The organism is Pseudidiomarina gelatinasegens, from assembly GCF_004025325.1.
Lineage (GTDB): Bacteria > Pseudomonadota > Gammaproteobacteria > Enterobacterales > Alteromonadaceae > Pseudidiomarina > Pseudidiomarina gelatinasegens.
On record NZ_RSFE01000002.1, the window covers coordinates 159,982 to 185,701 of the forward strand.

The following is a 25,720-nucleotide window of genomic DNA, read 5'->3' on the forward strand; positions in this document are numbered from 1 at the left end:
ATAACTAACCTTGATAATTCAATGACCACACCGTCTTCTTCAATGCGTTTATTTGCAACCTGCGCCAAGGGCCTTGAGCCACTCTTATTTGACGAGCTGCATCAGTTAGGTGTTAGCGATGTTCGGCAAACTGCCGGAGGTTGCTGGTTTCAAAGTAATCTTGAAAACGCCTATCGTGTCTGTTTGTGGACGCGTTTAGCGAACCGCGTGCTGCTGACTCTTGGTGATACTTATTTTAAAAACGCTCAGGACATACCGGCAGCCGTTGCCGAAACTCCATGGGAAGAGGTTTTTAGTTCTGAACAGACGTTCCTTATTGACTTTAGTGGACGCCACCATGAGATTCGTCACACGCAATTCGGCGCGCAACTGATTAAAGACGGCATTGTGGACCGATTTCGTGCGCAAGGTCTTGAACGGCCAAATGTATCAAAAGAACAACCGGATATACGCATTAATGCGCACATTCAAAAAGACAAACTCACTTGGTATCTCGATTTAGCAGGTGAAAGCCTGCACAAGCGGGGATACCGGCAGCAGCAAGGCGCGGCTCCGCTGCGTGAAACCTTAGCGGCGGCTGTTGTCATTCGTAGCGGTATGACGGCTGAAACTGACGTAGTGTTTGACCCATTTTGTGGCTCAGGAACACTGTTACTTGAAGCCGCAATGATTCGATTTGACCGTGCACCAGGGCTAACTCGAAGCCACTGGGGTTTTGAGCAGTGGCGCGGGCACGATGCGACAGCTTGGCAGCAGGTTCTTAGCGAAGCGCAGCAGCGATACGAAGCGGCGTGCGCGCAGCATGAAGCACGTTTTATCGGATATGATAATGACCCCAAGATGCTTGCAATCGCTGAACAAAATGCCATACGGCTCGGTTTAAATGAGCGTTGTGAATGGCAAGTTGCCAATGCTGAGCAGGTAACGCCACCGAATATCGAAAACCTTACGCCGCAATCAGCACCTTTATTAATCTGTAATCCGCCTTACGGTGAGCGGTTAGGCGAAGAGATTGAAACCTTGCTGATGTACCGTCGATTTGGGGCGCAGTTACGCAATCATTTCACCGGTTGGCAGGTTGGGGTATTAGCAGGTGACGACACCTTACTCAAACGTATGAAATTGCGCAGCCAGCGCAAATATAAACTATTTAACGGTGCCTTAGAGACTACTTTAGCGCTTTATGATTTAACTATTGAGCAACCAGAGTTTACACAAACGCAATCTAGCGATTTAGCGAATAGGTTTAAAAAGAACTATCAAAAATTTGAAAAATGGGCGGCAAAAGAAGGGGTTAGCGCGTGGAGACTGTATGACGCCGACCTGCCAGAATACAACGCAGCGGTTGATGTATATGACGATTGCCTTGTGATACAAGAATATGCAGCCCCGAAAGACATTCCTGAAGCAGTAGCAAAGGACAGGTTGTGGTTTTTAATCGATACGCTTGCCCAAGAATTGCCTTTTGCAGCAGAAAATATGACGTTAAAAGTTCGCCAGCGTCAATCTGGCAAGCAACAGTATGAAAAGCAGGAACCGCGCGGTTTAGTTCGCATTGTGCACGAGTATGATGCGCAGTTTGAAGTGAACTTAAGTGATTATTTGGATACTGGCTTATTTCTTGACCACCGTTGGACGCGTCGTGAGCTTGGCAAATTAAGTGCGGGTAAAAGCGTTCTTAATTTATTTGCATACACCTGTACCGCATCTGTCCACGCCGCCTTAGGTGGGGCGAAAGAGGTTGTTTCTGTTGATCTTTCAAATACCTACCTTGCGTGGGGACAACGAAACTTCAGCTTGAATAAACTCTATGGGCGCCAATTCGAGTTTGTGCAAGCAGACTGCCTGCAATGGCTTCGTGACCAACGTCCGCAGCAGCGTTTTGATGTTATTTTTCTAGACCCACCAACGTTTTCAAATTCAAAACGTATGGATGATGTGCTCGATATTCAGCGTGATCACGTGATGTTGCTGAAATTGGCGGCACGGTTATTAACCGATGACGGCGTAATACTGTTTTCCAACAACAAACGCCGTTTTAAACTCGATGAAGAAGGGCTAAATGGAGAGTATTTGATCGCTGAAGATTTAACCCAGCGCCCTATATCACCAGATTTTGCCCGTAATAAGGGTATTCATCATCTGTTTAAGGTACGTCACAGTGACTGATTTCTATTTACTGAGTAAGCCTAAGTGCCCACTCTGTGATGAAGCGCTCAAGTTGTTGCATCAGGCTAAACCTGAGAACCCAATACGGTTGCATGTTGTTGATATTACAGAGCAACCTGAACTACAAGATGAATATGCATGGTTGGTTCCGGTGTTAGTTCGGGCCCGTGACGATGCAGAATTGCGTTGGCCTTTCAGCCAACCTATTGAGGAATTTTTAAATACATGAATTTAGTGCGACTTAACCAAGCGCAGCTCGCGTTTGGTAACGATCCTATATTGGATCATGCAGATCTGGTCATTGAATCAGGTGAACGCGTTTGTATCGTGGGCCGTAATGGCGCAGGAAAATCGACGCTACTGAAGATTATTGCCGGCGACGTGTTACTTGATGATGGTGTGGTTCAAGTTGTGGGCGATACCGTTGTGGCTCGTTTACCTCAAGATCCACCGGCGAACTCGTCGCAATCGGTATATGACTACGTTGCTGAAGGGTTGGCTGACGTTGGTCGTGTATTGCAGCAATACCACAGTGCGGTATCGCGATTGAATGACCACCCCGATGACGATAAAGCGTTACAAACCTTAGCGCGTCTTCAAACTGCGATAGAGGCCGCCGATGGTTGGCAATTGCAGTCACGCATTGAAAGTATATTGACCCAGCTAGAACTCCCTGAAGACGCCACGATGGACTCATTATCCGGCGGTTGGCTGCGCCGCGTTGCGTTGGCACGTGCCTTGGTTGTTAGCCCTGATCTCTTGCTACTTGATGAGCCAACCAACCACCTTGATGTAGAAATGGTGACTTGGCTTGAAACGATGGTCAAAGAGTTTCGCGGCGCTGTGTTGTTTATTAGCCACGATCGCGCTTTCATTCGTAATTTGGCAACCCGTATTATTGATCTTGATCGCGGCAAACTAACGAGTTTCCCTGGGGATTACGAGAAATATTTAACCGCTAAACAAGAGCAAATTGAAATTGAAGCGTCACAAAACGCAGAATTTGATAAGAAGCTCGCCCAAGAAGAAGCGTGGATTCGTCAGGGGGTTAAAGCCCGACGTACACGTAACGAAGGTCGTGTTCGTGCATTGCAAGCATTACGCCGTGAACGTCAAGCTCGACGCGAACAACAAGGCTCAGCCAAACTTGCGGTGCAAGAAGCCAATCGCTCCGGCAAACTGGTATTTGAAGGCGAACATCTGCAATTGAGCTTCGCAGATAAGCCAATACTGAAAGACTTCAGTTTAACGTTGCAGCGCGGCGACAAAATAGCACTGGTTGGCCCGAATGGTTGCGGCAAGAGTACACTGATTCGCGTATTAATTGGCCAACAGAACGTTGACGCTGGAATGGTAAAGGTTGGCACTAACCTTGAAGTTGCTTATTTTGATCAGCATCGTGCCCAGCTAGACCCGGAACTTTCGGTCGCTGAAAATATCGGTGATGGTAAGCAAGATGTTACTTACAATGGCCGCACACGGCATATTCTAAGTTACCTACAAGACTTTCTATTCAGTCCAAAGCAAGCACGCACGCCAGTTAAAGCTTTGTCGGGTGGTGAACGTAACCGGGCATTGCTGGCGAAGTTATTTCTACAGCCAAGTAACTTTTTGATACTTGATGAACCAACCAACGACCTCGACATCGATACACTTGAGTTACTTGAACAGATTATTGCTGAGTATCAAGGCACGGTTATTCTGGTAAGTCACGATCGCGAATTTGTTGATAACACTGCCACCAGCGTATTGTTATTTGAGGGGCAGGGGGTAGTGACCGAAATTGTTGGTGGTTTCACGGAAATAAACCATTATTTGCGAGAAAAACAGGGAACTAAAACAAGTTCAGGTCAGTCAGACAAGCCAGTTCCGAAAGAACGGGGTTCTGCTGAGCCGCGGAAAAAGTTATCCTACAAATTACAACGTGAATTAGATATGCTGCCTGAGCAAGTTGCGGCGCTAGAAAAAGAACAACAACAATTAGAGCAGCAATCAAGCGCACCGGATTTTTATAACCAGCCACACACAGTGACAGCGCCGGTACTTGAACGCTTAGGTGAATTAGAAAATGAACTTATGGCAGCCCTTGAACGCTGGGATGAGTTAGAAAATCTACAACAAGAGAGTAGTTAAGTCATATATGAAACAATTTAAGACCCGTTTGCTTGCGGCATCAGTTGCCGCGCTCGTTAGCACAGGTGCCGCTGCACAAAGTTACTCGCTACAAGTTATCGAATCACCTGAATCTGTTCGAAACGTATATGGTGTGGCCTTGAACGACCAAGGTATAGCGGCACTGCAAGCACGAATTCCCCGCAACGCTGAATTGGATTTCGAGTTCATTAGCTTGGCGTTACTGCAAGAACTTGGAATTCCAGCTGACTTCGACCCGGAAACCGATACGCTAAGTTACGCGCAATACGTTGCGTTGGTGCAACGCCTTGAAGACCGTTTTAATGAGTCGCCTTCTTCGCTGCGCATCGCTGTAAATTTCGCTGCCGATTACGACGGCCAAACCGTGGCATTACCGGCATTCCTGAATAGCGAAGGCAATGGGGCGTCGAGCCAATTAAATTCGGCCGACCATCAGTTTTTAGGTTTGAACCAGAATAACATTCGAGTTGGTATCGCCTCAGCCCCGTATGAGCGTTTTGAGTACACCTATCAACCGGAACCGGCAGAAGGGCAAGACATGCCTGATCCGGTCACCACAAGTTATGTGAAGCGCGATTTTACTAGTCGTGCCATGTGGTATGACGGAACAACCTACAAATTATTGGAACCCTCTGAACAAACCATTCTTGGCGGTGAGTCGGGCTTATTTGATATTAATGAAAACAACGTTGCAGTTGGGTTTAGTAGTGTTTCAATTACACCACGAGCGCAAACTCGTATTGATACATGCCTTGAACTTGACTCCGATCCAAGCTCTTCGATACCCAGCTATACGTGTGTTTGGAGTGCTTGGCATGCGTTTCAACGTGGCACCGCAACGAACTTAAGTTCATTCCGTGGTACCGAGCTTCGCACCAATGGTTCCATCTACAATATGCATGCAACGCTTTGGCAACTTGATGCCCAGGGCGAAGTTATCAGTCAAACCGAATATGCACCGCTGGTCGAACAACTGGCTGACGACGAAAATGAATGGTCAACGTATGCCTATGCAGTTAATAACAATGACGTTGCTGTAGGTCAAAGTTGGACCTATTTTGGTGAAGAGCCGCAAGTTGGCGGACGAATCAAAATGCCAGCCATATTTATTAATGGCGAAACGCGTCCGGTAACAACTGATGAAACCTATGTTTGGGGTACGGCCACAGATATAAATGATGACGATATTGCCGTGGGTTTCGTGTTGCGTAACTTTGAAGGGACACGCCGTGCTTACCCGTTTAAGTTTGATGTGAACAGCGATGCGTTTGAGGTGTTACCAACGTTCTTTACTGGCTCATCAACCTATCCAAATGCAATCAATAACCAAGGTTTTGTGGTTGGAAGCGCAGAGATAGACTCTACTGCGAACACAACCCGTCGTCGCGTTGGTTTCGTTTATGACATGAACAATCCGGACCAAGGTTTGATTGATTTAAATGACGCCGTTGGCTGCAGCGCAGATTACTTTATTGTGTCTGCGGATGGCATTAACGAGCAAAATCAAATTCTTGTGACGGCGACCACTGACAGAAATTACACAGACTCCCAAGGTGAAACTCAGTCTGAACAGGTGTCATTGAGCTTAATTCTAAATCCTGAATCAGGTGAAATCACCAACTGCACAGACGAGGGCACCCAAGTTCAACGCCAAGGTGGGGCTATGTCTCCTTTCGGCCTGTTTGCTATGTTGCTGATTGGTGGTCTTATTACAGTTCGTCGTAAATTCATGCGTTAATCAAACAAGTTAATCTAAGCAAACTTGCTTTAATAAACGGCGTGTTTTCATTGACTTAAAGAGTCATTCGAAAATACGCCTTTTTTTTGATTTGAACTCCCTCCCAAAATTGCTATCTATTAATTAAGAGCGTCAGCCAATGCAATAAATTGGCAACCACGATGCTCTGAAAACAACTAAAATTTCGTAAAATCGGACGAGGAAGTGAATTATGAAACGACAAAAACGCGATCGCCTAGAACGTGCGCACGCACAGGGTTTCAAAGCCGGAGTATCTGGTCGTTCAAAGGAACTATGTCCTTATCAGAACCAAGAAGTACGATCACAGTGGTTAGGCGGTTGGCGAGATGCCATGGAAGCGCGAGGTGGCGGTTTATTCCGCTGATATAAATCCCGTCCACATGTTGAGTGGAAAATTAATCCTACCAATGAAAAAGCCCGCCAAAAATTAGCGGGCTTTTAACATTTATACAGACTGCATTTATTAGAAAGTTGATGTGTCAGTAAACAAACCAACTTTTAAGTCTTTTGCGGTATAGATAGTTCTACCGTCGACTTCAACCCGCCCGTCAGCTATTCCCATATATAATGAACGCTTCAAAACACGTTTATAATCAATGAAATAACTTACTTTTTTGGCGGAAGGGAGAATCTGTCCAGTAAATTTGACTTCACCAACACCAAGCGCGCGACCGCGACCAGGGCCACCTAAACAGGCTAAGAAGAAACCTGTTAGTTGCCACATCGCATCGAGCCCAAGACAACCGGGCATGACCGGGTCGCCAATAAAGTGGCAGTCAAAAAACCATAAGTCGGGGTTTATATCCAGTTCGGCATGAATATACCCTTTACCATATGCTCCGCCGTCTTCCGTAATCTCTAAGACACGGTCCATCATGAGCATATTAGGGGCAGGGAGCTGGCTATTGCCAGGGCCAAACATTTCGCCGCGTGAGCAGGCTAAGAGCTCTTCGCGAGTAAAGCTATTTTGTTTCATAAGTACCTTGTTTTGCTGCGTCAATCATTAGGAAACGCTAATCATTGTGAGGTTTCTCGCGTAGATTAGCGAACACGTGTACGCTTAACAAGTCCGACAAGTATTATCGTGCAATAAATTTACGCCACCATGGCAGCTCGCGGTCTATGTGCTGCAATTCATTTAAGCGCTGTTCAATGCGCGCATATAGTTGTTTTTGCTCAGATTGTGTCAGTAATTCCAAGGCCTGGCCAACGTGTTCTATTGCGAACACATGAAATTGATTGGCTTGCACAGCTTTGATAACGTCATCACCAAGGTTGAGCTGGCTCAAGTTAGCAGCAGGAATAATTACCCCTTGGTGACCAGTCAGGCCCCGGATACGGCAAAGCTCGAAATAACCTTCAATCTTTTCATTAACGGCACCAATTGCTTGTACACGGCCGAACTGATCAACCGCACCAGTAATCGCCAAACCTTGTTGAATGGGGGCTTCTGCTAAAGCCGACAGCAAGCAGCACAGTTCAGCCAGCGACGCGCTGTCGCCGTCAACTTCATGGTAGGACTGCTCAAATACAATGGTCGCTGACAACGCCATGGCTTCATTGCGAGCAAATACGTTGGCGATATACGCACTTAAAATCATTACACCTTTGGTATGGATACTGCCACTCAGTTCAGACTTTCGGTCAATGTCGATAATATCGCCATCGCCATAATGCACCGTTGCTGTTATTCGCGTTGGCTCGCCAAATTCATGACCGCCTGCAGTAATAACGGTTAGGCCGTTAATCTGGCCGATAACTTCACCTTCGGTGGCAATATAAACTTGCCCTTCAAGAATAGAGCGACGGCTGAGCTCGGCAATGTAGCCATCGCGCTGGTCTCGCTGTGCAAGTGCTTGGCGAATATGTTCACCGGTTATCTCCGCACTCTGCGCCTTGGTCGCCAGCGCACAAGCTTCACGTAGTAACTGCATAATTGCGATGGTATCGAGTGACAACTCTGTTTGAAAATCGGTAATACGCGTTACAAATTTAAATAATGCGGAATATGCATCGGCAGCTAATGGCTGCACAGCGGCTTCGCGCACAACATAGCTTAAGTAGTCAAAGTAGGGCGCCAATGGCGCTTTTTGCAGCGAGTAATGTGACGAAAAGTCAGCTAAATAGGGAAACAAATTATCAAAATCACGATCGAGTTCCCGCAATTGGGCGTAAATCTCTCGCTCGCCGAGCAGTAGCACTTTAATGTGCACGGGAATAGCCTCGGGCTGATAATAGGCCGCGATGTTGGCGTCGCCTGGTTGCGCCCAATCAAATTCACTGGTGCGTAGAATATATTTTAATTTACGCCACAAGCCCGGTTGTATTAAAAGTTCTTCGGCATCAATGGCTAGCACACCACCGTTGGCTTTTAGTACCGCTCCAGCTTCAATGAGGTGAAGATCGGACGAAATAGTTCCTTCAACACTTTGCAACCGAATGCTACCAAACAGCGTCGATTCAGTGACACGATCGCACAACATGAACGGCTCATGTTCATCGTGAGTTACAATAACGGTCGCCAGTTCAGAACCGGGCAAATCGTCAAAGGTTCTATCTTCAATCAACGCAATATACTTCGCGACGCGTTCACTGGTATAAGTTTCCAGAATAAAGTCTTTCAACGGGCCGCGTACCGAAACATCTGCCTGTAAAAATTCCCAGAGTTTAATGAGAAAATCGTTGGCTTTTCCGCATGGCAAGTTTACGCAAAGCGGTTGATAAGCGCTTTCTGGATTTGCGACATATACCCAGTCAAATTTATTGGCATGTAACCAGTGTTGTTCATTCTGAACTTCGTTCAGTACATCAAGCGTGCGCATGCCGGCGGGCGTTACAATAAATCCATGTGCATAGCGACCGGCTATGCTTAAAGCCTGCTGCAGTGCTGACAGCGCACGTTGCTGCCCAACTAACGCACTAGGCGTTGAGGTGGCTGGCCGTTGTTTGGCCCATTCGGTTATTTGTGGTTGTAGTGCTTCCGCAGCAATGCGCATTCTTTGTCTCCCTTTGAGTTACAGCCCATGATACCACTGTAAGTGGCGCTCGCCACGCATTCCCTTAATCTTGAATAACAAAACTGACTTGAATAGGGGTAACTGTATATCCCGCGCTTTCTAACAACGCGACAAGCCCGTTTGAACCGCCTAAATGACCAGCTCCGACTGCAATAAAAGTGGATTGGGTTGCCAGCAATTTCGGAAGTTTCTCAAGCCATTGCTCATTTCGATGATCAAGCAGCCCATATTGATAGTCACCAAAGTCATCTTGATCTTGAATAAGTTGATAAACTTCGTCACCGTTACCCGTTAAATAAGCTTGCTCAAGCTGCTGTAACGATTGCTTACTTTGGGCTGACTCAGTGGCCAACTCAAACAATGAGGTGACTTGTAAATCGAGTGGAATGGTGTCAAAAAGTGAAATCTGCTCGGCCACAGACTCCAGTCCAACAATCGTTTTTTGGGCTTGGTTTGCCTGAATTGTAAAAAATTCATCCAGCCTTAATGGCGCGGTTGCACATTCCAGATAGTTTTGTAGAAATAGGGCACTTAAAAACACTGGCCGTAGCGCAGATATCTGTTGAAACGGTAGGTTTAACTCGTCCTCAACAAGCGACTTTAATCGCAAATACTCAGAGTCATTCAATAGTTGCTCTAGATAATCTGCCGGCTGTTGCAACACATTCTGTTGCAGCGCGCATTGTTGCTCTGGCTCCGCTAAATTGACTTCAACAACAAGTTGCTGGGAACTTTCAAACGCTTTAAGAACCGGCTCAGGCGTTGCGATTTCAACACCGCAAACCATATGCATGGTACCGAAAAGATACGAAGTAGGTTGGTGGTCGGGATGAGAAACCTTAAAAAATATGTTCGCTTGTGCCGGTGTCAGAACGGCAAAGTAAAGTGCGAAAGTAACAACAAATAAATAGCGCATAGCCGGATAACCCCAGTTGAATCATATGCCTGAATGGCACAATATACCATGACGGACTTAATACGACACGAATACGACAGATGCGACAAATTATATGACTGTCCGCTAAATGTCGTCACGGTTGTGCAGGATTATCGGTAACTTACATCTAACTTGTTATCGACACCTAGGAATAAGCAAATGAAAAAAGACGAACAAACTGTTGGCATGTTAGACATTCTACGTAATGGCTTTTGGTTTTATTTCACCCATAACAACCATGAAATAGCAGCACACGCCAGTGGGTTTAGTGGCCGTGAAACGATATACGTGGATGACAGCAAGGTTTCTACGAAGCTTTCCTGGCGTTTCAAGAGCGGGCACGAATTTCAGCTTGATGGTCACCAGTACCGTGTTGTGTTTGACGTTGTCAGTATATGGAAAGGACAAATTGCCTGTCATTTATATATCGACGACAAACATGTTGAAACCAATGAACACGCTATGGCAATTAATAACACCAAATTAGGTTGGAAAACCTTCTTTATCATGTTTGCCGCAGGCCTAGTTTTTGGTGCGCTGAGCGCATACCTCGTAAAACTTTTCGTGTAGGGGCAGACATGGATATTCAAGCTCGAAAGGTTCGAGAACTTAGAAGCCAGCACGGATGGACTCAACAACACTTAGCTGAAGCATGCGGTGTAAGTTTAAGAACCATTCAACGCATCGAGAAAGACGGCAACGCAGCTCCTGAAACTTTATCGGCACTTTGCGCTGTTTTTGAAATTACACGAGAAGAATTATTTGTTGTACCGCGTAAAAATGATCAACAACTGCAACGTGCGGTATTGGGTACGCAATGGCTTGTTTATGTTGGGATTCTAATATTCGGTATGGCGATAGGCGCTGCTGTGACGTTTCTAGCGAATCCGTAATAGCTAACAGCAGTAAATCAAACAAAAGAGAGGCCGTGGGAAATTCGCCTGCGGCCTCTTTTTTACACCCATTATTAATTTCGCATAATGTATATTATGTTAAATGAGCTAATATGAATGAGTACTAGAACAAGTGATGACTTACACTTTTATGGAAAATAAGCCTGTTTTTTAAATATTTGGCGGTTACGCTACGCAAACTCGGATAGATTTCACGTAGCGCACGATTTTATGAATGGGCTAATTTCTGTAATGTATTAAATAATCTTTCATAATATTTAACGGCCAATCCGTTTAATCCCAGTTGAGCAAGAGCTGCTGTTGGTAATACACCTAACCAGTAGGTTTTTAACCAAATTAATTTCGCATCGGTGCGTCGTTCTATTTGGCGAACAATTTTGGGCGCTTGTTGATAATAGATTTCGATAGCACGTCGGCCTGCATCGGTACGTTGTAAAACAGTATCTCTAAATCTTCTTAAATAGCTAAGTTCCCAACAGTCATCGTTTAAACCAATGTTATGAACCGCTGCCGTTGTAAAAAAGCAAGCGTATTCGGGGTCACATTTCTCAGCCAGGTAATCGTCCATTAACCCTTTGGTGCTGGAATTAATTCGCTCACTGAATTTCAGCCAACCGGCATCATCAACCGTAACATAAGCACTTGGCGAATTTGGAGACAATGACATAATCACCTGCACTGGCTCATTCATGACCCAGAAATTGTTCATTGCAGTAATTGCATCACGAGGTAATTCATAATCGTACATAAAATTGCCGTTATGCTCGGCATCGGTTGTTACGTTGTAGTCGGTATTTTTAACGCGAAAACTTTGTACCTGCACCTGATGTTCTAAACGCTCGCCTTGGTCGTTTGTTGTGTAAAATCCAGGCAACCACAGCTGGCCCATTTGTGGACTATACCCCCACTCGCCATCGGCATTTGAATCGTAATTGAATTTAAACTTAAGCGTTGAAGCATTAACAACCTGGGAGATAAAATCAGCTTCTGGATCGTCTGTTACGATGGTCGTGCCATCTTTCAGTTGACGCGAAATCCAAATACTCACATAAACGTAATCATACTCGTCTTCATATAAGGTCGCTTCTGAAATGAATGCGCCTTCTTTAATCGTTGTTTCACATAAAGGCAGAGATTCTTGTGCGTAAGCCGCTGAAGATAAGCCGCAGAGTGTTAAGGCTGCGGCTAATCGAGGAAAGCGTCGTGAATACATAGTGGTCCCATCCAAATTTTTAGACGGGATAAGTTTAGATGAGTTAAACGTAAGTGCCAGTTTTTATTGGGTAACTCGCTCCGCAAAGGCTTTCATTACATTTCACCTGCCTTTTCCATTTCGCTTTCTAAGCGGTTTGTTTCATCAGCACGTGGCTTCGTAAAGCGTGCTAAAGCCAGATAAATTACAGGCGTTAAATATAGCGTAAATAGCACCGCAAAGGCTAACCCACCAAATACTACCCAGCCGATAGAGTTGCGTGATTCAGCTCCCGCGCCCATCGATAAAATTAACGGCAGCGCACCCAGTAGCGTTGATACTAATGTCATCATGATAGGACGCAAGCGAATTTCAGCCGCATTTTCAATTGCCTCACGCACATGTTGACCTTGGTCGCGCAATTGGTCAGCAAATTCAACCAAGAGAATTGAGTTTTTCGCAATCAGACCTATGAGCATCACCAGTCCAATTTGCGAAAAGATGTTGATTGATGTACCTGTCACGTATAGCGCGAAAAACGCTGCGGCAATACCAAATGGAACGGTTGCCATAACCACGACAGCTGAATTAACGCTTTCAAACTGAGCAGCAAGTACCAAAAATACAATAATAAAAGCAAGTATGTACGTCAGTGCTACTTCGCGAGATGTTTCCTCATAGGCCTCAGCTTCACCCAGTAATACCAAGCCAATGCCACTGGGAAGCTCATCCGCTGCCAATTGACGTAATTGCGCAACCACATCTTCTAATGGAATCGAGGTAGGCTGTTCCATATCGACTTCAATTGCGCGGCGTTGTGCACGACGCTCAAGTTCGGCTGGAACGCCTTCTTCGGTAATGGTGGTTAAACTCGACAGCGGCACCAGACCGGTTTCCCGGGAACCAACATACAGGTTCATAATATCGGTTGGATCACGAATTAAACTGCGTTGTGCTTGCAACATAATAGGCACAGCTTGGTCACCGATATTCAGATCAGTAACATCCAATCCATTAATTGCTGCCCGCAGCGTGGTCGAAATATCACTTAATGGCACTCCCAGCTCTTCCGCACGTTTCCGATCAATATTAACCCTCAACTGCGGCTGCGTTGGCTGATATGAAATTCGTGGATACCCCACTTCGGGCAATTCTTCTTGCAGTCGAGCGGTGAATTTCTGTGCTGCTCGGAATATTTCCGCATAGTTTTCACCGGTTAAGGCAAACTCTAAGCCGCCACCTTGGCCACGCAGATTCAGACTGTTTGAGCCAAAAGCTCGGGCTGGTGCGCCTGGAATTTTGCTCAGCGGCCCACTAATTTCATCAATAATATCCTGCTGGCTTTTGTCGCGTTCTTCCCAATCCGTTAGGCGCACGGTAATGAAGACCAAATTTGGATCCCATTGGCCAACCACGGTGTTGATACTGTCAACCGCCCCGCCGTTAACGTATGGCAACAAAATCTCTTCCATTTGCTGGGCCTGACGATCCATAAAGTCGATGCCTACACCGTCCGGTCCGCGCGCGAAGATACGAATTGTACCGCGGTCTTCGTCAGGCATTAATTCATTGTCGACCTGGAAGTACAAATATGCGGCAGCGGCCGCAATAATGCAGCTTGCTAAAAATACCCAAATAGCGTTATCTAGCGCGATATGTAAGGTTCTGCTATACGCATCGCGTAATTTTGTGCCAAAGCGCTGCAGCTTTGTTTCCTTCGCAGCTTTAAGTGGTAATCGAGCGGTCAATGCCGGTACCAGAGACAACGCGACGAATGATGAAATGATGACAGCTGCAGCCAGCACCCCGCCAAATTCTCTAAACAGTCGCCCTGCTGTTGAAGGCAAAAATGCAATTGGCACAAAAACGGCAACGAGCACGGCCGTTGTTGCCACGACCGCAAAGAATACTTCACGAGTACCAATAACCGCAGCGGCACGAGCCCCAAGCCCTAAACTACGGCGGCGCTGAATGTTTTCAGAAACGACAATAGCGTCATCGACGATAAGGCCCGTTGCAAGTACCAGGGCCAGCAAGGTCAGAATATTGACAGAGAATCCCAGCACCCAAATAACGGCTATCGAACCAATAAGTGCAACAGGTATTGCCAAGGCAGGAATGATTGTTGCGCGCCCAGAGCCAATAAACACCCAAAGCGTGACCACCACCAAGGCAATGGTCAAAGCCAGTGAAATAAAGACTTCTTCCACCGAGCTACGAATAAATTTAGCATCATCCGAGGTAACTTGTATTTCAAGCTCCGGATACTGCAACTTAAGCTTCTCAACTAAGGCAAGCACTTCATCTGAAATTTCAATGGTGTTGGACCGCGCTTGACGAATCACACCCAAGCCGATTACTGGTTTGCCATCAAGGCGAACCATGCTGTTTGCATCGGCGGGACCAAAAAACACCGTGGCCACATCACCAATGCGGGTAGTGTCGCGCACCACAATATTTTCCACATCGTCTACCGAGATGGAACTGGCATCGGCCCGCACGATCAATTGTTGATCGGTGGACTTTAAACTACCTGCTGGCACATCAAACGGTGCTTGACGCAGCACGTTTGCCACATCCGTTACGGTAAGTTCGTAACTGGCAAGCCTCAAGGGATCTAAAACCACCCGCAAAACCCGCTCTCTATCGCCATTTAAACGAACATCGGCAACCCCCGGTACACTCAAAAAGTTCGGTGCAAGGTCGGTTTCAACGCGTTCTGTAAGCGTTTCTAAGTCAAGTGTTTTACTTGAGATAGCGAGTGAAACTACCGATTGAGCATCGTTGTCTGCTTTAATTATTGCAACGTTTTCAACTTCTTCTGGCAATTGCCGTTGTACTTGGCTTACTGCCTCACGAATTTCATTGGCCGCATTATCAAGGTCAATGCCGGGCCTAAACTCAACCACGATGCGTGAGCTACCCTCTTCGCTTGAAGCGCGAATCTGTTTGACACCACTGACGCGCGCCACAGCACCTTCAAGCCGACTCGTTACTTCGGTATCAACGGTTTCAGGCGCGGCCCCAGGGAAACTTCCTGAAACGGTAACTATAGGACGGTCAACATCAGGTAACTCGCGTACTTCAACGCCATTAATAGCAGCGTAACCGGCTAAGATAATCAGTAAATTTAAAACAATAATTAAGATTGGCCGGCGAATCGCCAACGACGGTAAATCGTTCAGTTGAGGCGCAAATTTCATGACTCTGACTCCGCGTCCGTTACATCACGAACCGCTTGCCCCGAGCGAATGCTTTGTACCCCCTCAACGATGAGGTTATCGCCCAGTTGCAGATTTCCAGTCACTAAAATACGACCTTCAAGGCGCTGCTGGATGTTTACTTCTACACGCTGAGCTTTGCCTTCTTTTTCTACCCACACGTAGGCACCATCGGCACTCCACATTAACGCTGCTTCAGGTACAACCGCATAGCTATCGCCTTGATAGGCCAAAGCTACCCGAAAGCTCATGCCCGGACGCCACAAATCATTACTATTATCAATTTTTGCGCGCACGCGAATGGTTCGGTTGGTGACATCAACACGCGAGTCAATGTCTATGATTTCCGCAGGTATATCAGTGTTACGGCTCGTCCAAGGGCGTACAATCAATTCTGCGTCCTGTTGTAACAGTTCAATTGCAACTTCCGGAGCATTAAAATCGATATACAATTCATCACGTTGATCCAACGTTGTAATCATCGTTTGTTCAGTAATACGATCGCCAGCTTCAACGTCGGTTATACCTACCACCCCGGCAAAGGGCGCGCGCACTTGACGATCTTCGTAAGCAACTTCAGCTTCACGTACCGCAACTTTCAATAGGTCTCGTGCAGTTACGGCCACGTCGAGTTCACTTTGTGAGATTGCGCCTTGCTGGCGGCTCGTTGTTAAACGTTTAACAGTGCGTTCAGCATCCTCAAGTTGAATACGCGCTCGCTCAAGGTCAACTTGCTGCTGGCGGTCATCTAAACGAACCAATACATCTCCCGCCTCAATACGATCACCTGGCTTGAAGTTTACCGATAACACCAAGTCACCCACCGCTGGATAAAGTGCTACTGAGCGCAGCGCTTCAGCGTAACCAACAGATTCAACATTACGTTGCACACGTTCAAATCCCACCGGTTGCATCACCACCAATGCTGCTCGATCACCGCCACCCCACTGCTGGCCGTATGCACTCAAAGGTGCACCTAGGCTTATAACAATGAAGCTTCCGATAATCACGAACCGATTAAACAACTGCATGAATTAGTATCCCAATGAAAATGATTGTGCTTTATAGGTATATATTGGCAAAATTGATCACAAAAGGTCGCTCATCCTCGATGAACGACCTTCTAGGTACGCTGGAAAGGGAAACTGCGTTAATTCTTTTTCTTAATAATCTCAGTGAGCCCTGCAACCGCACTGCCAATATCAGCAAGTTGTGCAGGTAAAATGAGGGTCGTGCTTTCTTTCGCTAAATTACCAAACTCTTTCACGTATTGCTCAGCAACACGTAAACTCACAGCATCTTGGCCACCAGGTTGCTGAATTGCTATGGCGATCTTACCAAGCCCTTCCGCTGTCGCCACTGCAATCAATTCGATTTCACGTGCTCGGCCTTCCGCTTCATTAATTTGCTTTTGCTTTTCAGCTTCAGACAAATTAATAACTTCCTGCTTCTGACCTTCAGATACGTTAATCATCGCCTGACGTTCGCCTTCAGATTTGGCAATTGCGGCCCGACGTTCACGTTCCGCACGCATTTGCTGTTCCAGCGCATCTTTAATACTTAGCGGCAGTTCAATGTCAGAAATTTCGTAACGTAATACTTTGATACCCCAAGGAGAAGCGGCCTCATCAAGAGCTTGAACCACGATTTCATTAATCTTTGCGCGTTCCTCGAACGTTTTATCAAGGTCCGTCTGACCAATCACCGAGCGCATCGTTGTTTGCGCAAGTTGCGACGCTGCATAACGATAATTATTAATGCCATAACTGGCTTTGTGTGCGTCAACCACCTGAATATACAACACGCCGTTGATACCCACTTGAATGTTGTCACGCGTTACACAGGCTTGACGTTCAACATCTATTACTTCTTCTTTTAACGTATGTTGATAGGCAACTTTGTCGATAAAAGGAATTAAAAAGTGAAAACCAGAATCAAGCGTACGGTTATATTTACCTAGCCGCTCAATCACATAGTTAGAACGCTGCGGAACAATACGCGCTGACTTGAGAACAATAATAATAACTGCAATAGCGAAACCAAGTGCTAAGACAGTTTCTACATTAAAAGTAGCATTCATGAATTACCTTCCTTCGTTTGAACGGGCATCCGTTTCTTTTGCACAGTGAGTTGAATTCCTTCGTTAGCAATCACCCAAGCGGTGTCGCCGACATTCAATTCGTCCTCCGAAAAGGCATCCCACTGCACCCCATTTAACAACACGCGGCCTGCGCCATGTTTAAACTCTTTAACCACAGTAACACGTGCACCGATGTCGCGTTGAAAGTTGGGTTTTGTTTCATCATGATCGGCCGTATAGCCTGTAAACCATTGCTTTATACGCCCTCTGGCCAATAGCAATGTCACCAAGCTGACAGTTCCGAATACCGCAAACTGAATTGACATTTCATCAATCAATCCCCAGTGTACCAAAAGCCCTGTCACGATTGCGCCAATGCCTAAAAACACAGCAACCACACTGGTTAGCATGAGCTCGGACAAAATCAGCACTACACCCACTAGAATCCAAAGTAATGCAATAGACATGTAGTCACCTTGTAGCCAAATGTTATTTTAAAAAATATATCATGCGCGTAAGTTTTACACTTGTATTAATTGTTTCAATTAGTTTCGGTATTAAACTCGAATTGATAGACGCCCTGCTCACTTCCATCAACCGCCTGCCATGGAATGCTAACCCGCCAGCGCATTGATGGTTCAGTACAGGCACCTACCTGAAATTTTGCCTGCCATGTGGTTGCACTTACCTGCACCACAGACACTGGCATGTGCCCCATATACATATTCACCCCTTCAACACGCCCCATTTGCAGTTGATACGCTTCAGGTGCTTCAAAAGTCACAAGTATTTCTTGCTCCACTTGCGGTTGATCAGGATCAATTTTATGGAAGATTTTTTTATTTGAACTATCCTCAACCTTGTGCGCTTGCTGTTCACAACTGGTTAACATAACAAGGCTACAAAGCACGAAAATAAAGACCGTAGTTTTCATGTGGGTATAAATGACCTTAAATTAGGAAATAAATAGTTGTCTAAAAATTCGCCAAGCGCCCGCATAGCGGGCATTTTTCCTGTTTTCAGCCTATTTTTCTTGCTGTAAAAATCGTAAAATAACGGCGTTTGTCAAACTACCGACATGGGAACCGACAGGCAACCTTATTATATGTCACGTTACTCTGTCCTAAACTTTCAGAGCATCAACGCGGAAAACAAAAATGAGCCAAACGAATCCACTACAGATTGAATATAACCTAAAGGTCGTAAGGCAGTTCGCCATTATGACTGTTATTTGGGGAATCATTGGCATGACAGTGGGCGTATTTATTGCTGCCCAGCTGATCTGGCCGGAATTAAACTTTGACACGCCTTGGCTAACCTACTCCAGGTTACGCCCATTGCATACCAATGCGGTAATTTTTGCATTTGGTACGTCAGCACTTATGGGAACGTCTTTTTATATTGTTCAAAAGACATGTAAAACAGCGTTATTCTCAGACAAATTGGCTAGTTTCGTTTTTTGGGGCTGGCAGACGGTAATCGTTCTTGCAGTAATTACCTTGCCAATGGGTTTGACCAGCTCAAAAGAGTATGCCGAGCTTGAATGGCCAATTGATATTTTAATCGCGCTCGTTTGGGTCGCCTATATCATTGTATTTTTTGGTACTTTGGTTAAGCGCAACACCTCACATATATATGTTGCCAATTGGTTCTACGGTGGCTTTATTGTTACGATTGCGGTACTGCACATCGTCAATAGCATGGTGGTTCCGGTATCGTTCACCAAGTCGTACAGCTTGTATGCAGGTTCTGTCGATGCCATGGTGCAATGGTGGTATGGGCACAATGCGGTAGGCTTCCTGCTCACAGCAGGCTTCTTAGGCATGATGTACTACTTCGTGCCGAAGCAAGCTGAACGTCCGGTGTATTCATACCGTTTGTCCGTTGTGCACTTCTGGGCATTAATTTCACTCTATATCTGGGCTGGTCCTCACCACTTGCATTACACGGCACTACCAGACTGGGCACAGTCACTGGGTATGGTTATGTCGGTGATATTGTTCGTGCCTTCATGGGGCGGCATGATCAACGGTATCATGACCTTATCAGGCGCATGGCATAAGCTTAAAACCGATCCGATTTTGCGCTTCCTCATCGTGTCACTGTCATTTTATGGCATGTCGACCTTTGAAGGTCCGATGATGGCCATCAAATCGGTGAATGCCCTGTCGCACTACACCGATTGGACTGTTGGTCACGTGCACTCAGGCGCACTTGGTTGGGTTGCAATGATAACCATCGGCTCTTTGTATTATTTGATTCCACGCTTGTGGAGCCAAACTCAAATGCACAACGTACGTTGGATCAACATTCACTTCTGGTTGCATACCATTGGTGTGGTGCTCTATATCGTTGCGCTATGGATTTCAGGTGTAATGCAAGGTCTGATGTGGCGTGCAGTGAATGCGACTGACGGTACTCTTACCTACAGTTTCGTAGAAAGCGTCGTGGCGTCCTATCCGTTCTGGTTCATCCGCTTTGTTGGTGGCCTATTTATTGTAGCGGGTATGATCTTGATGGCCGTTAACGTGTATCGCACCGTTCGTGCTGGCAAGCCAACTGTTGAACATGTTGAAGCAGTTGAGCATACGCCTGCCCCAACAGCTACTCAATCAGCGTAAGGAGTCGATTCAATGAGCAAAAACATTAAACACGATTTCGTTGAAAAGCGCGTTGGTTGGTTAGCAGTATTAATGACTATTGCTATTTCAATCGGCGGCTTGGTCGAAATCACGCCACTATTATTCCAAAAGCAAACCAACGAACCAGTAATTGGCCTAAAGCCTTATACTGCGTTGGAAATGGAAGGTCGTGACGTTTATATCCGTGAAGGATGTAACAACTGTCACAGCCAAATGATTCGACCATTCCGTTCAGAAACAGAACGTTATGGCCATTATTCACTTGCTGGTGAGCATGTCTGGGAACGTCCACATTTGTGGGGTTCAAAGCGGACAGGCCCTGATCTAGCGCGTGTTGGTGGTCGTTATAGTGATGAATGGCACTACGTTCACTTGATGAATCCACGAGATGTGGTTCCTGAGTCGAATATGCCAGGCTTCCCATGGCTTGCTGAGAATACGCTTGATGGCGAATTAACAGCGAAGAAACTTGAAGTATTCCGTAAATTTGGAGCGCCTTATACCGACGAAGAAATTGCCGGTGCTAAGGCAGCAGTGCAAGGTAAAACAGAAATGGAAGCCTTGATTGCTTATCTGCAAGTTCTCGGAACTGGCTTGACGCAGGCTAAGTAAGATGGATTACATCACTTGGCGTAGTTTTTACACCGTTTTAGTTTTCGTATTGTTCATTGGTGTAGTTTGGTGGGCGTTCAGTAAAGGTCAAAAGAAACGTTTTGACGAGGCGGCCAACTCTATATTCGACGAAGATAAAAAATCGTCTGTAACCAAGGACACTACTAAACAGGAGTCGAAGAATAATGAGTAGCTTCTGGAGTGCATGGATAATTGTGCTAACTTTGGCCTTCTTGGTCGGTATTATCTGGCTTCTACGCTGGAATATGACCAATTATACCGGTATCAAAGAAGGCGAGTTAATGGACCACGAGTTTGATGGTATCGTGGAAATCAACAACCCGATGCCACGTTGGTGGACAATATTGTTCTGGATCACCATTGTGTGGGGCTTTCTCTATCTGGCGTTATATCCGGGCTTGGGTAACTTTGCCGGTCTGCTTGGCTGGAGCAGCTCAAACCAAGACGTGCGTTCATTGGAAGAGTCAAAGCAAGCAACCGAAGCAGCGCGTGAAGCTGGTTTGATTGTTGAGTATGACCGCCAAATCGATCAAGCCGAAGAAAAGTTTGGCCCTGTTTTTGCGGCTCTTTCTGAGCGTTCCATTGAAGAGCTCTCGCAGGACCCAGAAGCGGTTAAAATTGGTCAACGTCTGTTTATCCAAAACTGTGCGCAGTGTCATGGTTCAAATGCTATGGGCGGTAAAGGCTTCCCTAACCTGACTGACGACGATTGGCTCTACGGTGGCACCCCTGCTGCTATCAAACAGTCGTTAATTGCCGGTCGTAACGGTATGATGCCAGCACAGAGCCAGTTCAATGAGCAACAGATCACCGAACTCGCTACCTATGTTATTAGTCTAAGTGGTCGTAAAGTTGACCCTGAACTTGCCAAAGCAGGTGAGGCTAATTTTGCGGTTTGTGCGGCATGTCATGGCCAGGACGCTAAAGGGAATCAAGCGCTTGGCGCACCAAACCTAACCGACAACATTTGGTTATATGGTGGTTCGCAAGATGCGATTGAAGAGACTTTACGCAATGGTCGAAATGGCGTGATGCCAGCTTGGAAAGATATCCTCGGTGAGGATAAAATCCATGTTATAAGTTCGTACGTATACGGGCTGTCGCAGGACTAAACGAAAGACCCCGCTGCTGCGGGGTTTTTTCTTTTAAATAGAATTAATTTGAGGTCGATGTCGCATGGTAAAGCCTTGGTATAAGCAGTTTTGGCCGTGGTTCCTAATGCTCATTCCGTTTTCAGTTGTGATTGCTATGGTTATCACGTTAACTGTTGCCAGTAGTTATGGTGATAACCCAATGGTTGTCGATAACTATTACAAAAAAGGCCGCGGTATAAATATTGAAGTTGAAAAAGTACAAGCAGCCCAAGCGCTCAATATTGAGTTTGCCTTTAATCAAAATGATAAACAATTCACATTGGCATACACGAGCGGTGCGCCCAGCCAATTGACTGCATTGAAAGTAAATTTCTACCACAGCACCTTGGCCGAAAAAGATTTCTCGGTAACCTTAACCGCAGATGGCCAGGGGCTATACCGTGGTGAGATGCTCAACAATCAAGAAGGTAAATGGACCATTACCATTACCCCGTTCGACAATAGTTGGCGTGTTTCGCAGCAAGTGAATTTACCCGCCTACCGAGAGCTTGCAATTAAACCGTTAACCTACGGCGTTTAATGCATGAGTGCATCGTTACCACAGCCACCAGAAGGCCAATGCTTCCATTGTTTGCAGCCACTGCCGAGTGACGGTGGCTACAGCGTGACGATTGATGATCATGACTATTCCGTTTGCTGCTACGGCTGTCAGGCTGTAGCAGAAACTATTGCGCAACAAAATTTACTGCACTTTTATCAATATCGAGATACCAGCAACCCGCTTCAGGTGCCTTTAGTTCCAGAAGAGTTGCAACAGCTTAAAGCTTACGACGACAACGAATTGCAAAAGCAATTTACACGCGAAACCGACGGAATACGGACCATTAGCTTGTCCCTTGAAGGCATGACTTGCTCTGCCTGTGCGTGGTTAATCGAACAACACGTGAAGCGCCTGAAAGGTGTTCAGCGCGTTCAGGTGAACGCCACCACCGAGCGTGTGCAAATTGCCTGGCGCAATGAGCAGCTCCAACTCAGCCAAATTCTGCAAGCAATTGCTGAACTTGGTTATCGCGCTTTACCATTTCAGTCAGCAACGCAAGAGCAAGCATTCAAGAAACGCCGGCGCTACTTTGTAACGCGCCTCGGCGTCGCTGGCATCGCCACCATGCAAGTAATGATGCTAGCAATCGGCCTCTACTTTGGGGTTGTCAGTGATCTTGACCCACAGCTGCGTCAGTTTATGTGGTGGGTAAGCCTATTTATGGCAACACCGGTATTACTTTATAGCGCCCAACCCTTCTATATTGGCGCTATTCGCAGCATTCAAGCCGGGCAACCCAATATGGATGTCCCGGTCACAGTTGCCCTGCTGTCAGCATACGGTGCAAGCGCCTACGCAACCTTCATAAACGAAGGTGAAGTGTATTTTGAATCGGTGGCGATGTTTACCTTTTTTTTGTTGGTTGGCCGCTACTTTGAATTGTTAGCGCGCCAGAAAGCAATCAGCGCTTCAGCCAATTTGGTTAAGCTGCTTCCAGCCATCGCGCAACGCGAAGATAGCTCAGCTCGACTAACCTCTGTGCCAGTCAGTCAACTGCAAATTGGCGACATCATTCAAGTACTTCCCGGTGCCACCATCCCAGCTGATGGCGAGCTACTGACACAGCAAGCAGGCGTAAATGAAAGTTTGTTAACAGGCGAAAGCCGATTGATCACGAAGCGTGAAAGCGACCCTGTACTTGCCGGAAGTATTAACAAAACGCAGCCGATTCGCATTAAAGTTACAGCAACCCAGCAACAGACGGTATTGGCGAGTATTATTGAGCTACAAGACTTAGCCTTGTCACGCAAGCCGAAACTAGCGCGTGTGGCCGAGCGCATGGCCAGTAAATTCGTCGTGCGCATATTAATGCTGGCCGCAGCAACCTTCCTAATCTGGACCGTAATCGACCCTGCGCAAGCGTTTTGGGTTACTTTATCGGTGCTTGTTGCCACCTGTCCATGCGCGCTCGCTTTAGCTGCCCCTACTGCAGTAACAGGCGCCATTCATAAGTTGAATAAATCCGGAATATTGCTGCGAAACGCAGATGTGTTACAAGTGTTACCTGACGTTAAAACCATCTTTGTCGATAAAACCGGCACCTTAACCACCGGTGAGTTTTCACTGCAAGCCACCCACTTTCATAGCTCAGAGCACCAACCTGAAGCGATTAAAGCCTTAGTTCAATCGTTAGAGCTTACCTCTGAGCATCCGCTAGCAGCACCGCTGCAGCAACTAACCGATCAACAGGCAAAAGTTTCTGCTGTGCACCATGAATCAGGGCTTGGTATCGAAGCTACTTGGCATCCACATTCGGCAGCGACAAACACCACGACACCAATTCGAGTCGGCAGTCTCAGATATATTCAGCACTGGCACCCTACTTTCACGCCAGCGTTGGATTTGGCGCAAGTGTTTGTTGCCACGCCAACGGCTGTGTTGGCTGAATTTTATGTTGGTGACAAATTACGCGACGACACCAAAACCGCAGTGCAAGCACTGCAACAGGCTGATATTCGTGTCGTTATGCTCACCGGAGATCGCGCCAACCTTGCAGCACAAGTCGCTGAGCAACTTGGTATTCAACACGTATTTGCAGACTGCCTGCCAGCAGATAAACTTGCGCATTTAACCAAAGCTCAGCAGGACGGCCCCGTGGCCATGATCGGAGATGGTTTAAATGACGGTCCGGTGCTCGCTCAAGCCGATGTTTCAATTACCTTCGGTCATGCTGCTGACCTAGCGCGTACCGCATCTGATGTGGTGCTGCTACGAAATCAATTTAGCGCGTTGCTGGAATTTCGCACTATCACTCAAAAAGCCCGTGCAATACTGCGACAAAATATCCTATGGGCTTTAATATACAATGTTGGTATTCTGCCTGTTGCGATGGCAGGTTTCGTGACACCTTATATTGCAGCCATCGGTATGTCAGCGAGCTCACTCATCGTATTGCTCAATTCACTTAGGTTATATCGCTAATGGACAGTCTTTACGTTTTAATACCCATCGCAATTCTATTCGTGCTTATAGCTGTGGGCGTTTTCTTCTGGGCCGTTCGCAGTGATCAGTTTGAAGATCTCGAACGCCAAGGCATGAATATATTGCTCGACGACCAGCCGCAGAAAAAGAAACCTGAGAACGCAGAAAAAGATGACCATTGATATCTTTGCCGCGGTACTCATGGGGCTAGCCGGCGCGGGGCATTGCATCATGATGTGTGGCGGCATTGCGGGGGCTTTTGCCGGCCGCGTAAATACCTTTCAACTGTTGACCTATAACATCGGTCGCATTGTGTCTTATAGCATTGCAGGGGCGCTTATTGGTGCCGCCGTTGGCAGCCTAGCTGGGTTTGCTGAGAACGGTTTAATTGGATTGCGAATTTTTGCTGCGTTCATACTTATTTTATTCGGTCTCTATTTGGGACAGTGGTGGTTCGGTTTGCGTTACCTCGAACGCTTAGGGCAACCTCTTTGGCGGCAGCTGCAACCCCTTGCGTCACGCATGCGTGCGAATCATTCGTATCCAATGCTATTCAGTGCTGGAATGCTATGGGGTTGGTTACCCTGCGGCTTGGTATACAGCGCATTAAGCTGGGCCGCAGTTAGTGGCTCCGCCACGAATGGCGCGCTGTACATGGCCGCTTTCGGTGTCGGTACGCTGCCTGCAATGTTTGCTTTTGGTTGGTTAAGTCATACCTTACAGCAATTTCTTAAATCCAAAGGTTTTCGACAAATAATGGCTGCAATAATGATCGTTTACGGCTTGTGGACATTGATTATTGCGTTGCGTCAATTACACCTCATAAACTAACTTGGCTGTTTAACCTTTTGTTAGCTAGACTCAAGTCATTGAGTGACAGTTATAA

General features: G+C 46.5%; 24 protein-coding genes. 15 read left to right on the plus strand and 9 right to left on the minus strand.

Annotated elements, in window-relative coordinates; genetic code table 11:
• Positions 1-21: 21 nt before the first annotated feature.
• The 5 genes from rlmKL to rmf all read left to right on the plus strand — a co-directional run bounded on the left by rlmKL (position 22) and on the right by rmf (position 6,446).
• Positions 22-2,169 carry a bifunctional 23S rRNA (guanine(2069)-N(7))-methyltransferase RlmK/23S rRNA (guanine(2445)-N(2))-methyltransferase RlmL gene (gene rlmKL / locus EGC76_RS02990; protein ID WP_246013883.1) on the plus strand — a complete coding sequence of 716 codons (2,148 nt, stop codon included), beginning with the start codon at positions 22-24 and terminating at the stop codon, positions 2,167-2,169.
• Positions 2,162-2,398 carry a glutaredoxin family protein gene (locus EGC76_RS02995; protein WP_128351533.1) on the plus strand — a complete coding sequence of 79 codons (237 nt, stop codon included), beginning with the start codon at positions 2,162-2,164 and terminating at the stop codon, positions 2,396-2,398. The genes rlmKL and EGC76_RS02995 overlap by 8 nt, the downstream gene beginning before the upstream one ends.
• Positions 2,395-4,302: an ATP-binding cassette ATPase Uup gene (gene uup / locus EGC76_RS03000; RefSeq protein WP_128351534.1), complete on the plus strand. Its 1,908-nt coding sequence runs from the start codon at positions 2,395-2,397 to the stop codon at positions 4,300-4,302. Before EGC76_RS02995 ends, uup begins: the two co-directional genes overlap by 4 nt.
• Before the next feature lie 7 nt (positions 4,303-4,309).
• A complete protein-coding gene (locus EGC76_RS03005; protein ID WP_128351535.1) occupies positions 4,310-6,061 on the plus strand; it encodes a DUF3466 family protein in 1,752 nt (583 codons plus the stop codon).
• 211 nt (positions 6,062-6,272) lie between these two features.
• Positions 6,273-6,446, plus strand: coding sequence for a ribosome modulation factor (gene rmf, locus EGC76_RS03010; protein ID WP_128351536.1), 174 nt, complete (start codon positions 6,273-6,275; stop codon positions 6,444-6,446).
• 99 nt (positions 6,447-6,545) lie between these two features.
• Here rmf and fabA read toward each other — a convergent pair whose 3' ends face one another.
• The 3 genes from fabA to EGC76_RS03025 all read right to left on the minus strand — a co-directional run bounded on the left by fabA (position 6,546) and on the right by EGC76_RS03025 (position 10,015).
• Positions 6,546-7,058 (minus strand): 3-hydroxyacyl-[acyl-carrier-protein] dehydratase FabA, encoded by a 513-nt coding sequence (gene fabA / locus EGC76_RS03015; protein ID WP_128351537.1) that lies wholly within the window; start codon positions 7,056-7,058, stop codon positions 6,546-6,548.
• 103 nt (positions 7,059-7,161) lie between these two features.
• On the minus strand, positions 7,162-9,078 hold the full coding sequence (locus tag EGC76_RS03020) for an AAA family ATPase (protein ID WP_128351538.1): 1,917 nt from the start codon (positions 9,076-9,078) through the stop codon (positions 7,162-7,164).
• A 64-nt stretch (positions 9,079-9,142) separates the two neighbouring features.
• On the minus strand, positions 9,143-10,015 hold the full coding sequence (locus EGC76_RS03025; RefSeq protein ID WP_128351539.1) for a TraB/GumN family protein: 873 nt from the start codon (positions 10,013-10,015) through the stop codon (positions 9,143-9,145).
• A 180-nt stretch (positions 10,016-10,195) separates the two neighbouring features.
• Between EGC76_RS03025 and EGC76_RS03030 the strand changes: the two genes are divergently transcribed.
• Together EGC76_RS03030 and EGC76_RS03035 are read left to right on the plus strand one after the other, a co-directional pair.
• Positions 10,196-10,606, plus strand: coding sequence for a hypothetical protein (locus EGC76_RS03030; protein WP_128351540.1), 411 nt, complete (start codon positions 10,196-10,198; stop codon positions 10,604-10,606).
• Between the two features lie 8 nt (positions 10,607-10,614).
• On the plus strand, positions 10,615-10,929 hold the full coding sequence (locus EGC76_RS03035; RefSeq protein WP_128351541.1) for a helix-turn-helix transcriptional regulator: 315 nt from the start codon (positions 10,615-10,617) through the stop codon (positions 10,927-10,929).
• Between the two features lie 229 nt (positions 10,930-11,158).
• Here the strand turns inward: EGC76_RS03035 and EGC76_RS03040 are convergent, their stop codons facing one another.
• The 6 genes from EGC76_RS03040 to EGC76_RS03065 form a co-directional block, all read right to left on the minus strand.
• Positions 11,159-12,163, minus strand: a complete 1,005-nt coding sequence (locus tag EGC76_RS03040; protein WP_128351542.1) for a CFI-box-CTERM domain-containing protein — start codon at positions 12,161-12,163, stop codon at positions 11,159-11,161.
• Positions 12,164-12,258: 95 nt separating this feature from the next.
• Positions 12,259-15,345, minus strand: coding sequence for an efflux RND transporter permease subunit (locus EGC76_RS03045; protein ID WP_128351543.1), 3,087 nt, complete (start codon positions 15,343-15,345; stop codon positions 12,259-12,261).
• Entirely contained in the window at positions 15,342-16,394 is a 1,053-nt protein-coding gene (locus EGC76_RS03050) for an efflux RND transporter periplasmic adaptor subunit (RefSeq protein WP_128351544.1), read from the minus strand. Before EGC76_RS03050 ends, EGC76_RS03045 begins: the two co-directional genes overlap by 4 nt.
• Before the next feature lie 119 nt (positions 16,395-16,513).
• A complete protein-coding gene (locus EGC76_RS03055) occupies positions 16,514-17,443 on the minus strand; it encodes an SPFH domain-containing protein (RefSeq protein ID WP_128351545.1) in 930 nt (309 codons plus the stop codon).
• Entirely contained in the window at positions 17,440-17,910 is a 471-nt protein-coding gene (locus EGC76_RS03060) for an NfeD family protein (protein WP_128351546.1), read from the minus strand. Before EGC76_RS03060 ends, EGC76_RS03055 begins: the two co-directional genes overlap by 4 nt.
• Before the next feature lie 74 nt (positions 17,911-17,984).
• Positions 17,985-18,377, minus strand: coding sequence for a hypothetical protein (locus tag EGC76_RS03065; protein ID WP_128351547.1), 393 nt, complete (start codon positions 18,375-18,377; stop codon positions 17,985-17,987).
• Positions 18,378-18,600: 223 nt separating this feature from the next.
• Between EGC76_RS03065 and ccoN the strand changes: the two genes are divergently transcribed.
• The 8 genes from ccoN (at position 18,601) to EGC76_RS03105 (ending at position 25,665) form a co-directional block, all read left to right on the plus strand.
• Positions 18,601-20,064 (plus strand): cytochrome-c oxidase, cbb3-type subunit I, encoded by a 1,464-nt coding sequence (gene ccoN, locus EGC76_RS03070; protein WP_128351548.1) that lies wholly within the window; start codon positions 18,601-18,603, stop codon positions 20,062-20,064.
• 12 nt (positions 20,065-20,076) lie between these two features.
• On the plus strand, positions 20,077-20,697 hold the full coding sequence (gene ccoO, locus EGC76_RS03075) for a cytochrome-c oxidase, cbb3-type subunit II (RefSeq protein ID WP_128351549.1): 621 nt from the start codon (positions 20,077-20,079) through the stop codon (positions 20,695-20,697).
• A gap of 1 nt (position 20,698) precedes the next feature.
• Positions 20,699-20,890 (plus strand): cbb3-type cytochrome oxidase subunit 3, encoded by a 192-nt coding sequence (locus EGC76_RS03080; RefSeq protein WP_128351550.1) that lies wholly within the window; start codon positions 20,699-20,701, stop codon positions 20,888-20,890.
• A complete protein-coding gene (gene ccoP / locus EGC76_RS03085; protein ID WP_128351551.1) occupies positions 20,883-21,830 on the plus strand; it encodes a cytochrome-c oxidase, cbb3-type subunit III in 948 nt (315 codons plus the stop codon). The genes EGC76_RS03080 and ccoP overlap by 8 nt, the downstream gene beginning before the upstream one ends.
• 64 nt (positions 21,831-21,894) lie before the next feature.
• On the plus strand, positions 21,895-22,392 hold the full coding sequence (locus tag EGC76_RS03090; RefSeq protein ID WP_128351552.1) for a FixH family protein: 498 nt from the start codon (positions 21,895-21,897) through the stop codon (positions 22,390-22,392).
• Positions 22,393-22,395: 3 nt separating this feature from the next.
• Complete coding sequence (locus tag EGC76_RS03095; RefSeq protein WP_128351553.1) at positions 22,396-24,834, plus strand: heavy metal translocating P-type ATPase; 2,439 nt, start codon at positions 22,396-22,398, stop codon at positions 24,832-24,834.
• The gene (gene ccoS / locus EGC76_RS03100) at positions 24,834-25,016 is read left to right on the plus strand and encodes a cbb3-type cytochrome oxidase assembly protein CcoS (protein ID WP_128351554.1); all 183 of its coding nucleotides are present in this window, start codon (positions 24,834-24,836) and stop codon (positions 25,014-25,016) included. The genes EGC76_RS03095 and ccoS overlap by 1 nt, the downstream gene beginning before the upstream one ends.
• A complete protein-coding gene (locus tag EGC76_RS03105; protein WP_128351555.1) occupies positions 25,006-25,665 on the plus strand; it encodes a sulfite exporter TauE/SafE family protein in 660 nt (219 codons plus the stop codon). Before ccoS ends, EGC76_RS03105 begins: the two co-directional genes overlap by 11 nt.
• Positions 25,666-25,720 lie beyond the last annotated feature (55 nt).

Excerpts from the sequence above, each read along its gene's own strand:
- rlmKL (WP_246013883.1), top strand. The coding sequence starts at position 22 with ATGACCACACCGTCTTCTTCAATGCGTTTATTTGCAACCTGCGCCAAG.
- uup (WP_128351534.1), top strand. The coding sequence starts at position 2,395 with ATGAATTTAGTGCGACTTAACCAAGCGCAGCTCGCGTTTGGTAACGAT.
- EGC76_RS03005 (WP_128351535.1), top strand. The coding sequence starts at position 4,310 with ATGAAACAATTTAAGACCCGTTTGCTTGCGGCATCAGTTGCCGCGCTC.
- rmf (WP_128351536.1), top strand. The coding sequence starts at position 6,273 with ATGAAACGACAAAAACGCGATCGCCTAGAACGTGCGCACGCACAGGGT.
- fabA (WP_128351537.1), bottom strand. The coding sequence starts at position 7,058 with ATGAAACAAAATAGCTTTACTCGCGAAGAGCTCTTAGCCTGCTCACGC.
- EGC76_RS03020 (WP_128351538.1), bottom strand. The coding sequence starts at position 9,078 with ATGCGCATTGCTGCGGAAGCACTACAACCACAAATAACCGAATGGGCC.
- EGC76_RS03025 (WP_128351539.1), bottom strand. The coding sequence starts at position 10,015 with ATGCGCTATTTATTTGTTGTTACTTTCGCACTTTACTTTGCCGTTCTG.
- EGC76_RS03030 (WP_128351540.1), top strand. The coding sequence starts at position 10,196 with ATGAAAAAAGACGAACAAACTGTTGGCATGTTAGACATTCTACGTAAT.
- EGC76_RS03035 (WP_128351541.1), top strand. The coding sequence starts at position 10,615 with ATGGATATTCAAGCTCGAAAGGTTCGAGAACTTAGAAGCCAGCACGGA.
- EGC76_RS03040 (WP_128351542.1), bottom strand. The coding sequence starts at position 12,163 with ATGTATTCACGACGCTTTCCTCGATTAGCCGCAGCCTTAACACTCTGC.
- EGC76_RS03045 (WP_128351543.1), bottom strand. The coding sequence starts at position 15,345 with ATGAAATTTGCGCCTCAACTGAACGATTTACCGTCGTTGGCGATTCGC.
- EGC76_RS03050 (WP_128351544.1), bottom strand. The coding sequence starts at position 16,394 with ATGCAGTTGTTTAATCGGTTCGTGATTATCGGAAGCTTCATTGTTATA.
- EGC76_RS03055 (WP_128351545.1), bottom strand. The coding sequence starts at position 17,443 with ATGAATGCTACTTTTAATGTAGAAACTGTCTTAGCACTTGGTTTCGCT.
- EGC76_RS03060 (WP_128351546.1), bottom strand. The coding sequence starts at position 17,910 with ATGTCTATTGCATTACTTTGGATTCTAGTGGGTGTAGTGCTGATTTTG.
- EGC76_RS03065 (WP_128351547.1), bottom strand. The coding sequence starts at position 18,377 with ATGAAAACTACGGTCTTTATTTTCGTGCTTTGTAGCCTTGTTATGTTA.
- ccoN (WP_128351548.1), top strand. The coding sequence starts at position 18,601 with ATGAGCCAAACGAATCCACTACAGATTGAATATAACCTAAAGGTCGTA.
- ccoO (WP_128351549.1), top strand. The coding sequence starts at position 20,077 with ATGAGCAAAAACATTAAACACGATTTCGTTGAAAAGCGCGTTGGTTGG.
- EGC76_RS03080 (WP_128351550.1), top strand. The coding sequence starts at position 20,699 with ATGGATTACATCACTTGGCGTAGTTTTTACACCGTTTTAGTTTTCGTA.
- ccoP (WP_128351551.1), top strand. The coding sequence starts at position 20,883 with ATGAGTAGCTTCTGGAGTGCATGGATAATTGTGCTAACTTTGGCCTTC.
- EGC76_RS03090 (WP_128351552.1), top strand. The coding sequence starts at position 21,895 with ATGGTAAAGCCTTGGTATAAGCAGTTTTGGCCGTGGTTCCTAATGCTC.
- EGC76_RS03095 (WP_128351553.1), top strand. The coding sequence starts at position 22,396 with ATGAGTGCATCGTTACCACAGCCACCAGAAGGCCAATGCTTCCATTGT.
- ccoS (WP_128351554.1), top strand. The coding sequence starts at position 24,834 with ATGGACAGTCTTTACGTTTTAATACCCATCGCAATTCTATTCGTGCTT.
- EGC76_RS03105 (WP_128351555.1), top strand. The coding sequence starts at position 25,006 with ATGACCATTGATATCTTTGCCGCGGTACTCATGGGGCTAGCCGGCGCG.